At 54.6% G+C, this 12,376-nt stretch carries 15 protein-coding genes and 1 tRNA gene; 11 read left to right on the forward strand and 5 right to left on the reverse strand.

Annotation, left to right across the window (positions count from 1 at the left end):
* The 7 genes from JO972_RS01895 (at nucleotide 1) to JO972_RS01925 (ending at nucleotide 5,353) form a co-directional block, all read left to right on the forward strand.
* Entirely contained in the window at nucleotides 1-219 is a 219-nt protein-coding gene (locus JO972_RS01895) for a hypothetical protein (protein WP_309488294.1), read from the forward strand.
* On the forward strand, nucleotides 216-1,151 hold the full coding sequence (locus JO972_RS01900) for a CHC2 zinc finger domain-containing protein (RefSeq protein ID WP_309488295.1): 936 nt from the start codon (nucleotides 216-218) through the stop codon (nucleotides 1,149-1,151). The genes JO972_RS01895 and JO972_RS01900 overlap by 4 nt, the downstream gene beginning before the upstream one ends.
* Nucleotides 1,144-2,802: a hypothetical protein gene (locus tag JO972_RS01905; protein WP_309488296.1), complete on the forward strand. Its 1,659-nt coding sequence runs from the start codon at nucleotides 1,144-1,146 to the stop codon at nucleotides 2,800-2,802. The genes JO972_RS01900 and JO972_RS01905 overlap by 8 nt, the downstream gene beginning before the upstream one ends.
* 510 nt (nucleotides 2,803-3,312) lie before the next feature.
* Complete coding sequence (locus JO972_RS01910) at nucleotides 3,313-3,834, forward strand: hypothetical protein (RefSeq protein ID WP_309488297.1); 522 nt, start codon at nucleotides 3,313-3,315, stop codon at nucleotides 3,832-3,834.
* A gap of 551 nt (nucleotides 3,835-4,385) precedes the next feature.
* Nucleotides 4,386-4,631, forward strand: coding sequence for a hypothetical protein (locus JO972_RS01915; protein WP_309488298.1), 246 nt, complete (start codon nucleotides 4,386-4,388; stop codon nucleotides 4,629-4,631).
* Nucleotides 4,632-4,642: 11 nt separating this feature from the next.
* Entirely contained in the window at nucleotides 4,643-5,137 is a 495-nt protein-coding gene (locus tag JO972_RS01920) for a hypothetical protein (RefSeq protein ID WP_309488299.1), read from the forward strand.
* A gap of 12 nt (nucleotides 5,138-5,149) precedes the next feature.
* Nucleotides 5,150-5,353 carry a hypothetical protein gene (locus tag JO972_RS01925; protein WP_309488300.1) on the forward strand — a complete coding sequence of 68 codons (204 nt, stop codon included), beginning with the start codon at nucleotides 5,150-5,152 and terminating at the stop codon, nucleotides 5,351-5,353.
* Nucleotides 5,354-5,445: 92 nt separating this feature from the next.
* Here JO972_RS01925 and JO972_RS01930 read toward each other — a convergent pair whose 3' ends face one another.
* Together JO972_RS01930 and JO972_RS01935 are read right to left on the reverse strand one after the other, a co-directional pair.
* A complete protein-coding gene (locus JO972_RS01930) occupies nucleotides 5,446-5,811 on the reverse strand; it encodes a hypothetical protein (protein WP_309488301.1) in 366 nt (121 codons plus the stop codon).
* A gap of 231 nt (nucleotides 5,812-6,042) precedes the next feature.
* A tRNA-Phe gene (locus JO972_RS01935) sits at nucleotides 6,043-6,118 on the reverse strand.
* A 295-nt stretch (nucleotides 6,119-6,413) separates the two neighbouring features.
* Here JO972_RS01935 and JO972_RS01940 point away from each other — a divergent pair.
* Nucleotides 6,414-7,205 carry a glutaminyl-peptide cyclotransferase gene (locus JO972_RS01940; protein WP_309488302.1) on the forward strand — a complete coding sequence of 264 codons (792 nt, stop codon included), beginning with the start codon at nucleotides 6,414-6,416 and terminating at the stop codon, nucleotides 7,203-7,205.
* 41 nt (nucleotides 7,206-7,246) lie between these two features.
* Here the strand turns inward: JO972_RS01940 and JO972_RS01945 are convergent, their stop codons facing one another.
* Both JO972_RS01945 and JO972_RS01950 read right to left on the reverse strand, forming a co-directional pair.
* Nucleotides 7,247-8,131, reverse strand: coding sequence for a ParB/RepB/Spo0J family partition protein (locus JO972_RS01945; protein WP_309488303.1), 885 nt, complete (start codon nucleotides 8,129-8,131; stop codon nucleotides 7,247-7,249).
* A 102-nt stretch (nucleotides 8,132-8,233) separates the two neighbouring features.
* The gene (locus JO972_RS01950) at nucleotides 8,234-9,082 is read right to left on the reverse strand and encodes a YitT family protein (protein ID WP_309488304.1); all 849 of its coding nucleotides are present in this window, start codon (nucleotides 9,080-9,082) and stop codon (nucleotides 8,234-8,236) included.
* A gap of 85 nt (nucleotides 9,083-9,167) precedes the next feature.
* Here JO972_RS01950 and JO972_RS01955 point away from each other — a divergent pair, with 85 nt between their 5' ends.
* The 3 genes from JO972_RS01955 (at nucleotide 9,168) to pyrF (ending at nucleotide 11,313) form a co-directional block, all read left to right on the forward strand.
* Entirely contained in the window at nucleotides 9,168-9,836 is a 669-nt protein-coding gene (locus JO972_RS01955; protein WP_309488305.1) for a hypothetical protein, read from the forward strand.
* Nucleotides 9,837-9,868: 32 nt separating this feature from the next.
* Nucleotides 9,869-10,450, forward strand: coding sequence for an SET domain-containing protein (locus tag JO972_RS01960; RefSeq protein ID WP_309488306.1), 582 nt, complete (start codon nucleotides 9,869-9,871; stop codon nucleotides 10,448-10,450).
* A gap of 92 nt (nucleotides 10,451-10,542) precedes the next feature.
* On the forward strand, nucleotides 10,543-11,313 hold the full coding sequence (gene pyrF, locus JO972_RS01965) for an orotidine-5'-phosphate decarboxylase (protein ID WP_309488307.1): 771 nt from the start codon (nucleotides 10,543-10,545) through the stop codon (nucleotides 11,311-11,313).
* Nucleotides 11,314-11,352: 39 nt separating this feature from the next.
* On the opposite strand, the gene JO972_RS01970 is transcribed toward pyrF, so the two are convergent.
* Nucleotides 11,353-12,372 carry an SGNH/GDSL hydrolase family protein gene (locus JO972_RS01970; RefSeq protein ID WP_309488308.1) on the reverse strand — a complete coding sequence of 340 codons (1,020 nt, stop codon included), beginning with the start codon at nucleotides 12,370-12,372 and terminating at the stop codon, nucleotides 11,353-11,355.
* Between the last annotated feature and the right edge of the window lie 4 nt (nucleotides 12,373-12,376).

The raw sequence follows: 12,376 nt of genomic DNA on the forward strand, positions 1-12,376 counted from the left end.
ATGATCGGGAATCGAGCTGCTGACAAACTAGCCACTGAAGCGCTAGAGCGGAAAAAAGAGAAGCTGAAGAATTATTGCAGTAATCTTCCTGCCGAAAAGCAAAAGCTAGTCAGCTGCCACTTTCCGGAGTTGATCGCCCACCAGAGTCATGAGCCGTTAGACGATCTTGTCGAGTCCATCCGTGCCGCTGAATTCGAAGAGAAGGGAGCTAGCCAATGAGATCCAGATTCGATGAAAACACACTTGCAGAAATTCGCCATCGACTGCCGGACTATCTCGAAGCATCAGGCGTGGTACTCAGTCCAAAGGGCACGCGCCTTGTCGGACGTTGCCCTGTTCATGATGACCGTTCGCCATCGTTCGCAGTATTTGGATCCGACCACGAAAACTGCGGTTGCCATCCATGTGGATTCACTGGCGACGTGTTCAAACTCTCGCAATGGTTAGGACGTTCCAGCAGCTTCCCTGATGCCGTTCGTGAGGTTGCCGCCGTCCTAGGCGTTCACTTGTCACAGGAACCTAACGGACGCGCCACGAGGCCAGCCACGGCACGAAAAAGGACACCCAAGCCGACGACGCAGCCGTTTAAGTTGACCGCAGCCGACAATCAAAGAATTCACCGCGCAAATCTAGCGTTCGATGATGCTTTTTTTAGCGGCGACCCGATAATATCAGAAATTGCCGATAGCTTAGGCGTTAACCGTGAAACGCTCCGCATCGCATCATGGGGAAGCTCAGGCCTTGGAATAGCTAACGGATGGCTCTGCTATGTTTACCCGCAGGGCTTAAAATGGCGCAACCCAGATCCGAAAGCCAAACCGCGTTTTATATGGATCGCTGGTAAAGCCCTAGCACCATGGCGCATGGACTGGGTAAAACCAGAAACGCGAACCGTGTATTTAACTGAAGGAGAAAGCGACACCATCGCATTGATTGCTGCAGGAGTGGAGGCCGATGGCACCGCTGTTAGCGTAGCATCACCCGGCACAAGCTTCTCAAAGGAGTGGGCACCGTTGTTTAAGGGAAAGCGCGTTGTCATTTGCTTTGATTCTGATCCGCCTGGACGAACTGCCACCGCTACGGTTGCCGCCATCCTCAAGGGGCACGCTTCCGAGGTCCTAACATGGAAAGGATTTGCAAATCATGAGTGAAGCAGCACTAGCGAAAGATGCGCGTGGAATCCTAACGACGGCAGGGGCACCAGCACTACGCGCTGCCGTGCTCGACGTGGAACCGATCGAAGCGCCAGCCGAGGCCGCGCCACCGTTGGACAGCGCCGCCATAGAAATCCCAGACAACATTTTTCCAGTGCCTGCCGGAGGGATTGGAAACAATGCCGCCGCTGAAATCATCTTTCCTGCAATGGGTAAGATGAAGCGGCTATTCATGCGCGGATTTACAGTCCATGAAATCGTTCAGGGTGCTGAGATGGACTATCTCGCCCCCATATCACCGGAAAGACTTTGCAGCCTTGTGGAGACGGCAGGGAGTCGCATTGCGCGGCGGGAGGTGAAAAAGGGTGATGATGGTAAGAAATCAACGGTGTGGAGATCGACAACATTTCCCGTAAATGCCGCCAAGATTCTGTTAGAAACGGATGCATCTCGCCAATACCTGCCAACAATCCGCCAGCTCGTGAATTGTCCGATCCTAACACAAGAAGGGAAAATCCTTACTCGCGGATACCATGACCACGCGGGTGGAACCTACATCGGAGCTGGGCACAATCCCGAGGAAATCCCATTCAATACCGCCGTCGGTGCATTGCTTGGAATCCTTGGTGATTTTGAATTTGCCACCGAGTCGGATTTATCGAGAGCCTTCGCCAGCCTCATATCACCAGCACTAAAAATGGGGGACTGGATCAACGACGACTTTCCTTTGGATCTTGCCGAAGCTACCGAGTCGCAGAGCGGTAAGACCTTCCGGCAAAAGCTCGTGTGCAGAATTTACAACGAAGTTCCCACATCGATCACCCTTGCTCGTGGTGGAGTTGGTAGCATCGATGAAAGTATCTCCGCGGCACTCGTGAAGGGCCGCCCGTTCGTGACACTCGCCAACATGCGCGGGAAGATCGACAGCACAATCCTGGAGGAGGCCTTGCGAGGCTCAGGCCGCGTCAACTGCCGGACGCTCAGGAATAGCACCGAGGTAGACTGCAGACCATTCTTGTGGCAGTTCAGCACCAATGGCGCTGAGCTAACGAGAGACCTTGCCAACCGTGCAATAGTCACCCGCATACGGAAAAGACCGGAGGGGCGCGAGTGGAAGGAATACGCTGAGGGCGATCTTGAAAGCCACATCATAGAACATCAAAACTTCTATCTCGGATGTGTGTTTTCAGTTCTGCGAGCATGGAAGGCAAAAGGGCAACCCACTACGAAGGAATCACGCCACGACTTCCGGACATGGTGCCGGACGCTCGACGGTATCGTGCAGCTATGCGGACTCAGACCGCTACTAGACGGTCACAAGGAACAGCAGGAGAGAACGGCCAATCCTCAGCTTCAATGGCTCAGGGAGATCATTCTTGCCGCTAAGCCGTCGCAGTATGACGCGGAGTTATACACCCACGATCTTGTAAATATCGCAGAAGATTACGGCATCGAGTTTCCCGGCAATCCATACTCTAAGGATGAACCGAACAAAAGAGCTGGGCGAATACTGGGTAAAATATTCAGAGATGTGGGCGGTGAAGAGATCGAGGTTGACGGCTTTATTTTTTCTCGGAATGAGTCGCCAGATTACTCCGACGAGGGGAAAGGGCGAACGGTTAAAAAATACACCATCAAAAACCTGTAACCCTTATTCCCCCGCGTTTCCCGCGTTCACCTATTCTTTCTAGAATCGCTACACTAAAGACAAAAAGTGTAGTCATTCTAGGAAGTTATCAGCAACGCGGGAAACGGCGGGAGAGTTTACCAATTCACCGCCAAGCCCCACAGAAACCAAGTTGTAACCGCGCCTTTTGTATATGCTGATTACGACATTTGAGCCGTCAGAGACACCCGATCTTCCCGCGCTGATTGACGGCGAGGAACCGAAGCCCGCGAACCCCTACCGTGAAGCGTCCATCCGGTATCTGGAGATCGTGAACACGGTCACAACTTACATCACAGAGTCACCCTCTCCAACCGTTGCCGCCTGGGCCGTTGTCTATGCACTTGGCTTGCCATGCGCCGAGGGGGTTTCCCTAACAGATAGGGCGGAGCAATTAGGCATTTCAGTAGCTGCCTTGTCAAAGCAGGTGAGAATTATCCAGAGACGCTGCAACGTAGAGGAAAGCTTGTATTCTAACAACAAAGACAACCGATGATCGACAACATAGAAAAAGCAATGGCCGATGAACTCAGCAAGGCCCACGTCATCACGCAAGACTTGATCGCCAAGGCTAGCGCCGCAGTGAAGGCCGCTACTGGATCCGCTGCCTACGCTGGGCAACTGGTCGAAAAGGCCAGCCGGAGCAAGAAGACCACCGTTTACCAGTGGCTCAGTGAGTGCGCTCAGATCGACGGAGAGACAGCCCGAGCCTACAAGCTGGCACATACTACCGCGCAGACCCGCAAGGCTCACAGCGACCGACGCTGCTTGCTTCGCTTAGGCGTGTTGGAAGGTCAGGTGAAGACGCAGGCCAAGCCGAGCAAGGTGAAGACTCCTTTGTCTCTGTCATCTATTGTCAGGCGTGCCACTGCCAGCGTTGCCAAGGGCTTGGAGAATCGACCAATCAGCGCCATGAGTGGAGCCGAAAAGCACTTGTTGAAAGGTCAACTGGAAGACCTAGCAAGGGTCTATGTGGAACTGTCCCGCCCCGCTCAGTCCTCACAGGGCCAATAACCGGAATCGGTCAATCTGACCACCTTACCATCATGGCATCTCATTCGTAACCATCGACACGCCTCAAGATCGCTGCCGAAGTCATGGGCATCTATTGCGTCATTCACTGGCATTAGATATTTCATCTTCGTGCCTGCTTTGATTTGAAAGGCCACGAACGAGCCGTTAGCTGACTGAATTACATAGCGCATGTTTTCAGTGTGTATTTTGGTGCTGAGTTAGTGGATACAACGAGCCGAAGATATACGAGATTGGAGATAAATCCACGATGTTAGACTGTTCATTCAATCAGTTCCGTGTGAGGCGCGACCGCAAACCCCTATAAGTCAAGGTTATGGGATACCCCCCCCTAGGAATTCTAGTAGGGCAGGCGCTTTTTAAGGGGTCCTGTATGCTTACCGTCAAAAAACACGCGAAGTGCGCAGAATGACCTAATCAGGATTAGCTTGAATCCACCACTTTTTCAGAGCGTTACACTTTGGCCGGATCAAAGCCAGTTGAATTCAGTTCATTAGTAACGAGGACACCAACAAGCCTCTTGATTAGATCATATGAATACATCACCCACACCAGGACTTGCCGCAGCTTTTAAGCGCGGAGGATTCACCCCTTCAGAGAACAAGCCCGCCCCCAAGCCCCATACACCCGTGGGGAAATTTAATCCATCAGCAGCACCGCAGCAGGTGGCATGGACGCCGCCTGTCATCCCTACGCTGACCCGCGCAGGATTCCGCGCTCTCTCCTTGAAACAGCGCTCTGCCTTCCTAGCAGCCGAGGGAAAAATCACTGAAGCTTAACAAGACCCGCCATGACCAAAACCCAAAACAATCGCCCGTCCGCGACCATCCGAAACGACATCGAGCGCCTGCCAGCCGAAACCCGGCTTGCATGGGTTCGCTATCAGTCCGCGAAGCAACGCGCGGAGATGCTAACAGCCGAGACAACGAGCGAATTGCTCTGTTTAAAGGGCAGTGAAGACCTCACGAATCCCGATAACTCAGGCTCAGTGATTGCCTCGTTCGTAAGATCGGAAAACGGCAACGAGCTGGCTTCGACTCTGGCAGTGATGGAGATCATTCAGAGATCGGAAGGATTCATCGACGCTGAAAAACGACTGGTGCCACTCCTAGACGAGCTGAAGGCGTCGGAACAAGCCGAGCGCCAACATTCTGCGAAGATCGCAGCCGCAAAAGCTGCAATTAGTGAGGCTGAGGAGGCCGCGAAAGCAAGGGCCTTGGAAGCCGCCGCAGACGATCCCGAGATTGCCAAGGCTAAAAAGGCCTTGGAGAAGATCGAAGCCTAACCATTCACAGTCATGACCATTGAAACCATCGAAGCCCCCTTGCTCTCTGAGTCAGAGGTACGCCGCAAGGTCTTTTCAAAGGAGGCCCGCCCGAGCAAGGAGAGCTTTGCACGCATCCGCCGTGAAATGGGAGTGCCTCACGTCAAGATCGGCAGAAAGGTCTTTTATCAGGAGTTACCGGTTCGCGAGTTTTTCCTAAATTACCGCGAAACATAACCGCAGAAATTTTAGCCAGAGGTTTTTTATTGTCCTCGGTGTTCTTAGGCTAATGAACTGCCCGCCCCTCTGCAATCCGAGGGCGCGGGCTTTCATTTTACCTTCATGACCCAGACATCAATCCCTAGTTTTTTTCCGTCGATAAGGCTACGGAGTCGCATCAGGTGTTTTCGGTCTTTCTCACTGCGAAGTACTAGGAGGATGCCCGCTTTTTTATTTGTCTGGAATGAATACCAGAGCGCCTGTCCTACACCCTCGGCCCATTTTTCAGCAAATTCGACTTCGATAGCATGAGTGGCTGTCACAATATCACAGCGTGTTCCGTCGCCCATTCTCACCTCAACCTCGCCACCGTGCGCCTTGGCCCACGCCTTTTGATAATCAGACTCATAAAGTTTCCTCTCAGCTCCTTGTAGGCTCAGGGAGGTTAAGAGCAGGGCGGCGAATAGTAGTCTCATGCCAAAATCATAACGCGAGCGTGATAGGTCGCAATGATTACCGGATGGAATAACGAGAAAGACGGCTTGCGACCAAGTGGCACGCGCTGGGGCTACTCACTGATGCCGGATTGCAGAAGGCTCTAATACGTAGTGAACGGAGAAGGTGAACTTCGTTTTATAACTGCGATATAACTGCACCGCTGGAAAGACATGTTAGGCTCAAAGTGCCTGTAAGTCATTGTGTTTAAATGGTGGCTCCACTCGGATTCGAACCAAGGACACGCGGATTTTCAATCCGCTGCTCTACCAACTGAGCTATGGAGCCTTCACATTGTCACCAACGTGCTTTGCGCCGAGGCGCGGGAGGGGTTTAGTGTCTGTTTGTAGGAATGACAATAGAAAAATAAGCCAATTTTCGCTTATTTTTTCAAGAGCATGCGCAGCGTGGTTAGGGTGAGCCGATATCGAACGGTTTGACGATCCATCGCGCTGCCGAAAATGCTCATCCACGACCAAGCGACTCCTGGGAATATGGGCTTGCAGAGCGAATAAAGGCTGATAGCGGTGAATGGGTGATTATCAACGTAAAGCGATGGCTCATAAGCGGGCTTTTCTTATCGATGCTGGCATGCCAAGAGAAGCCGCAAGCCAAGCATGAGCCCGCAGAGACGCAAACCGGCGAGGCGACGACGGCTAAGGCGGAGTGGAAAACCCATCGCTGGTCCGGGTATCAGGTGCTGCGCGAACTGCCTCACGACAATCAAGCCTACACACAGGGCCTCTATTTATCCAACGGTCACTGGATGGAAAGCACCGGTGGACACGGGACCTCGAACGTCAGACGGGTGGAAAAAGAGACGGGCCGCGTGTTGGCGAAGGTGGATCTGGACAAGAAGTATTTCGGCGAAGGAATCACCGAACTGAATGGAAAACTTTACCAGCTCACCTGGCAGAGCCAGCAAGGATTCGTGTATGACTCCGAGAGCCTGAAACCGTTAGGCAGCTTCACGTATCAGGGCGAAGGCTGGGGGCTCACCACCGATGGCCAATCGTTGATCATGAGCGATGGCACGGACCGCTTGCGCTTTCTCGATCCGAAGACTCTGCGTGTGCAGCGCGTGCTGCCTGTGAGTTACGGCGGCAAACCGGTCCGGATGCTGAATGAACTCGAATTTATCGAGGGCGAGATCTTTGCCAATGTTTGGCATACCCAACAAATTGTCCGGATTAACCCGACCAATGGCCAGGTGATCGGCGTGATCGATCTCACAGGCATCTACCCGGATGCTGGAAAGCGGAACCCTGAGTTTGTGCTCAATGGGATTGCCTATGATGCCGCATGCGGAGATCTTTTCGTCACCGGCAAGTGCTGGCCGAAGATCTATCAGATCCGCTTAGTGAAAAAACGCTGACCCGTGCTGGCTCCCAGTGGCTCAGCTGCCTTGGCGGCCACTTAGAGCTCCACGCCCAGGAGGTCGAGGATACGCTGGAGGTCATCGTTGCCGTAGTAGGTGAGCTCGATTTTACCTTTTTTCGGCGTGTGGTTGAGTTTCACCTTGGTGGCGAAACGCTCGCGCAGGGTGCTCTGGATCTGCTGGATCACGGCATCGGCTTCCCGACTGTTCGAGCTGGATTTTCCTGACTTCTTCGGGTTGAGCATTTCTTTCGTCAGCTGCTCTGCTGCACGCACGGTGAGGTTTTTCTTGAGAATCTGATCGGCGGCCAGGCACTGGGTCTCGAGGTCCTTGATACCGAGGATAGCTTTGGCGTGACCGACGCTGAGGCGGTTCTGGGCCACGTGTTCTTGGATGTCCGGGTGCAGTTCCATCAGGCGCATGGCATTGGCCACAGAGGCCCGAGATTTACCCACGCGCTGGGCGATGGTTTCCTGCTTCATGTTGAACTCTCTCGCCAGACGAACGTAGCCTTGGGCTTCTTCGATGGGGTCGAGGTCCTTACGCTGGATGTTCTCGATCAGTGCCATTTCCAGCACCTCGTGATCGGTGGCTTCGCGAATGCGGATCGGCACTTCCTTGAGTCCGAGCTCGGTGGAGGCACGCCAACGGCGCTCACCGGCGATGAGTTCCAGCTTGCCATTCACCTTGCGGACGATCAGGGGCTGGATGATGCCGTGCTGGCGGATCGACTCCATCAGCTCGTCTAACTGACCTTGGGCGAAGTGCTTCCGCGGCTGCAGGGGACTGGGGACAATCTCGGTGATGGCAACGTGCGTATTGGCCGCTGAGGCCGACGCATCGCCTTCCTTGGAGTGCTCTGAATTAGCGGGCTGTTGCTTAATCAGTGCGCCCAATCCCTTACCTAATGCCTTTTTCGCCATAGGCGGGGAGAATAGGCGTATTTTCAGAAGATTTGCAAAGCTGATTTTTGAGGAAATGAGAAAAGTTGCGAAATGATGAAAGATCGCTGTTCGGGTGACATCCTATCCGTGATTCTGGAATCCATAGCCGAGCACTTCCGAGGCATCGCTGATGATGGTGAAGGCTTCGGCATCGACCCGGCGGACGTGTCTTCTGAGTCGGGCGACCTTATTGCGGGGCACTACACTCACCAGCAGACTGCGCGATTCTCCACTGTGTGCGCCCTCCGCCTTGATCAGGGTGGCCCCGCAGTCGAGGTGATGCAGCAGCATCTCACGCATGGCTTCTTTCTGTTTGGTGATGATGGTGACCGACTTCGCGGAGCCCAGGCCGGACTGGACGACATCGATCGCCTTGCTGAGTGAAACCACACTGAGCAGCGCCAGCATCGCCTGCTCGGCGCCGAAAAATGCCCCCGCGGCGATGACAATGATGCCATCGATGATCAGCATGCAGCGACTCACCGGAATGCCGAGCTGGCGGGAGACGATCTGGGCAAGGATCGCCATCCCTCCGGTGGTGGCATTGGCAAGGAAGACAATCCCCAAACCCAGGCCGCAGGTGAAACCTCCGAAGATGGCAGCCAGCATGGCATTTTCCACAGGCAGCCGAAACCAATCGCGGGTGACGAAAATCGCCAGCGGCAGGACCAGGGCTCCGGTCAGGGAGTGCAGTGTGCTTTGCCTGCCGAGCACCATCCAGCCGATGCCGAGCAGCGGGATCCCAACCAGCCATTGGGTGAGTGCGGGGTCGAAGCCGCTCTGACGCTCGATGAGTAGAGAAATCCCCGGCAGGCCACCGATGATGATGTGGTTGGTGGCCAGGATCGCATTGAAGCCCCAGGCGAGAATCATAATGCCGGTGAGCAGCAGTGCGATGCGGCTGAGTGGATGAAGGCTGGTGCGTTTCATGAAGGTAAAAAGTGGTCTCTAGGGGCGCGGCGACACGCTTGACTTTCCGTGTGGCTGTGTAAATGAATAGCGACACAAGATGAATATGATCAATTTCTTTTCTACCTCGCTGCTGACGGCAGCCACCGCCGTCTGTGTCTCCATCGGATCTGTCCATGCTCAGGAAGTGGGACAGGGGGCTGTGGCGGTCGATCCCTTGATCTCCAATTCCGCTAGAGCCGCGGTGCAGAAGCTGGGGATTGAGATGATGAAGGGGAATTTTCAATACAGCATCGATCGTATGTATCCACGTTGGAAACGACGCCTGGCAGTCAGAAATGGAGGCATGGTGAAGCTGGATGCGGCACTGGCCCAGTCGGTGCAACAGCAGCTCAACATGCAGATGAAGGTAGTGGGCTACACTGTCGGTCATCCAACGGCATTTTTCAGCGTCTGGAAGGCGAAAAAGATCGATGCCAACACGGGCAAACCAGTGATCGACGCCACCGGACGAGAGCGCATCGTGAGTCACTGGCTGGCTGTGGTGCCAACCGTCGTTCGGGTGAAAATCCCTGACCCTCAGCGAGGCAACATGATTCGCGAGATCGAAGAGAGCAGCTACACCATCGCAATCTCGGAAAAGGGCAGCAACGACTGGCATTTCATGACCGGAATGAAACCCAGTATCCAGGATTTACGCAGCCTTTTCCCATCGCTCCCTGCCGATGAAAAAGCCTTGCATCTTCCTCCTTCCAAAGCGCGCGAAATCAAGTAAGCTGCGCGGCGTTATCTCACCGACACATCCCCATGGCGAAAAAGAAAAAACTCGAGCGCGAGGCCGAACTGGTCCGCAAGTTGAAGAAACTCTACCAGCGTGCCCAGAGTGACCTCTGCGAGGTGCGGGGCTCGGAGATTCACGGTCGTGGCGTGTATGCCACTCAGGATATCGCCAAGGAAACCGAGATCATCGAATACGTCGGCGAGCCGATTGATAAGGAGGTCAGCGAAGACCGCGCTTGGGATCAATACGCCCGCGCCGAGGAACACGGCGATGCCGCCGTCTACATTTTCACCCTCGATGACAAGTGGGACATCGATGGTAATGTGCCCTGGAACACGGCGCGCCTGATCAACCATTCCTGCGACCCGAATTGTGAGGCGTGGATTATCGGGCGGAAAATCTTCATTTACTCGCTGAAAGACATCAAGGCCGGCGATGAACTGACCTTCGACTACGGATTTGATATCGAGTGCTACGAAGACCACCCCTGCCGCTGCGGCAAGGACAACTGCATCGGCTACATCGTCAGCCAGGAGCAGTGGCCGGAGCTGCGGGAAAGAATTGCCGAGAAGAAGGCCGCGAAGTCAAAGACCAAGGCCAGCGCGTAGAGCGCTATAAAAAATGCGCCTGATTCGCCCGATTCGCGGTCGGTCATTCTAATCATCATTGCCATTCCGCAAGTTCGTCGCTAGACACAGCCATGCGCTACGCGGAAAAACTGCAACAACGAATCTCCGAAGTCGGTTCCCGGCTTTGTGTCGGTATCGACCCTCGCCCTGAACTCTCCGGTGGAGTGGATGAAGTCCCTGAATTTCTCCGCCGTGTGGTAGGGGAGACCGCCGCATACGCCGCCGCTTTCAAACCCAACATGGCCTACTTCGAAGCCATGGGGCTGCGTGGTATCGAGATGCTGCAGGAAATGCTGCAAGAAATGCCGAAGGAAGTGCCGGTCATTCTTGATGCCAAACGCTCGGACATCGGCGAGACGCAGAAATACTATGCGAAGTCCTATTTTGAAAATTGGAACGTCGATGCCGTGACGCTGAACCCATTCCTCGGCTACGATTCCATCGAGCCCTTCCTCGATTGGGAAGGCAAGGGGATCTACCTGTTAGCCGTGACTTCCAATGCCGGCAGCGCCGATTTTCAACGTCAGAAGCTGGCCGACGGACGCTTTGTGTTCGAACTCGTGCAAGAGCTGGGCAAACGCGCCATCTCCGAGTCCCGCGCCACCGACGTCGGTTACGTGGTCGGTCTCACCAATGCCAGCGAGGAAGTGCTTGAGCGCATTGCCGATAGCCCACTGCTCATCCCGGGCCTCGGTGCCCAAGGCGGCGATCTCGCCAGCCTCGAAGGCAAAAAACGCACCGCGCCCGATGTGGTCAACGTCTCACGCGGCATCACCTACAAGGACATGGACAAGTCCTTCGCCGAAAAAGCCAAAGCCTGGAGCGAACAGCTCGCAGTGTAATCTTAGGAGATCGGTCTGATCGGTCTGATCAGACCGATCTTAATTCTCCAGCTGCGCCTTCAACTGCCCGGCCATCCATCGGCTGAACTTCACCTTGCCGGTCTCGCCAAGGTGATAGCCATCTGAAAAGTCTTCGGGAGTCATGCCGGGGATCGCCCTGGCGTCCAATACCGTCATGCCCTCAGCCTCGATGATTTTCTGAGCCTCCGGATTGAAATCCCAGACCTCCGGCTGAGGCATCGGGATGAAGTAGATTTTCACGCCGTGCTGCCTGGCTTCGGCAATGAAGCGTTTCATTCGCTCATATGTTTCCTCAGGTTCAGTGCTCTTGCGTGGCACGGGATTTTTTTTCGAGGCGAGCTCCGCCTTGCGTTTCTTGCCATCGGCCACCAGTCGGTTGTTCCGATTCAGCCCCGCTTTGTAGTCGGCGATCAAGGTCTGCAGGATCCCTAACTGGTGCTCCGGCTGGTCGCCTTCGAGCGCACTGATATTGCACAGCACCGATTGGGTGGTGCGGTGGAAGTCCTTGAGGTCGGTTTTCCAGAGCAAGGGGAGATCTTCCTTGGCGACAAAGTGACGCGACAGTCGACGCAGCTTGATCGGTTCCTGATCGTGAATGTGGTGGCTAACAAAACCGACCACCAACACGTCTGGGTGACTATTTTCATCGCTGAAATAGCGGCGGTAAAGATAGACCCAGTCGAGCATCGCCGTGCCCACCGGAGTGACCTTGGCGGTTTCGATTTCAGGTCCGTCGGCTTTTTCAAGCTCCTGCTTCACCAGCTCCTGATCCAGTCCGTGCAGCATCAGCGAGTTGCCGAAGAAGACAACTTCCGGGTTTCCAGACTCGTCCGCCTTCTCCTCGAGGTTCTTGATGACTTCAGGGAAGGCGTAGATGTTTTCCCGATCGAAATCCAGCACCGGAGCGATGATCCGTGCGATCAGTTCCAGCGCCAGAACAAAGGCCAACACCACCATCACCACGCGCAGCTCCTGCAGCCAGGTGGGGGCATTCACGCCCGTAGGCATGGCATCGTAATCGTGATGTTTGTTAGCCATGGTG

Source organism: Oceaniferula flava (assembly GCF_016811075.1).
Lineage (GTDB): Bacteria > Verrucomicrobiota > Verrucomicrobiia > Verrucomicrobiales > Akkermansiaceae > Oceaniferula > Oceaniferula flava.

Excerpts from the sequence above, each read along its gene's own strand:
- JO972_RS01895 (WP_309488294.1), top strand. The coding sequence starts at position 1 with ATGATCGGGAATCGAGCTGCTGACAAACTAGCCACTGAAGCGCTAGAG.
- JO972_RS01900 (WP_309488295.1), top strand. The coding sequence starts at position 216 with ATGAGATCCAGATTCGATGAAAACACACTTGCAGAAATTCGCCATCGA.
- JO972_RS01905 (WP_309488296.1), top strand. The coding sequence starts at position 1,144 with ATGAGTGAAGCAGCACTAGCGAAAGATGCGCGTGGAATCCTAACGACG.
- JO972_RS01910 (WP_309488297.1), top strand. The coding sequence starts at position 3,313 with ATGATCGACAACATAGAAAAAGCAATGGCCGATGAACTCAGCAAGGCC.
- JO972_RS01915 (WP_309488298.1), top strand. The coding sequence starts at position 4,386 with ATGAATACATCACCCACACCAGGACTTGCCGCAGCTTTTAAGCGCGGA.
- JO972_RS01920 (WP_309488299.1), top strand. The coding sequence starts at position 4,643 with ATGACCAAAACCCAAAACAATCGCCCGTCCGCGACCATCCGAAACGAC.
- JO972_RS01925 (WP_309488300.1), top strand. The coding sequence starts at position 5,150 with ATGACCATTGAAACCATCGAAGCCCCCTTGCTCTCTGAGTCAGAGGTA.
- JO972_RS01930 (WP_309488301.1), bottom strand. The coding sequence starts at position 5,811 with ATGAGACTACTATTCGCCGCCCTGCTCTTAACCTCCCTGAGCCTACAA.
- JO972_RS01940 (WP_309488302.1), top strand. The coding sequence starts at position 6,414 with ATGCTGGCATGCCAAGAGAAGCCGCAAGCCAAGCATGAGCCCGCAGAG.
- JO972_RS01945 (WP_309488303.1), bottom strand. The coding sequence starts at position 8,131 with ATGGCGAAAAAGGCATTAGGTAAGGGATTGGGCGCACTGATTAAGCAA.
- JO972_RS01950 (WP_309488304.1), bottom strand. The coding sequence starts at position 9,082 with ATGAAACGCACCAGCCTTCATCCACTCAGCCGCATCGCACTGCTGCTC.
- JO972_RS01955 (WP_309488305.1), top strand. The coding sequence starts at position 9,168 with ATGATCAATTTCTTTTCTACCTCGCTGCTGACGGCAGCCACCGCCGTC.
- JO972_RS01960 (WP_309488306.1), top strand. The coding sequence starts at position 9,869 with ATGGCGAAAAAGAAAAAACTCGAGCGCGAGGCCGAACTGGTCCGCAAG.
- pyrF (WP_309488307.1), top strand. The coding sequence starts at position 10,543 with ATGCGCTACGCGGAAAAACTGCAACAACGAATCTCCGAAGTCGGTTCC.
- JO972_RS01970 (WP_309488308.1), bottom strand. The coding sequence starts at position 12,372 with ATGGCTAACAAACATCACGATTACGATGCCATGCCTACGGGCGTGAAT.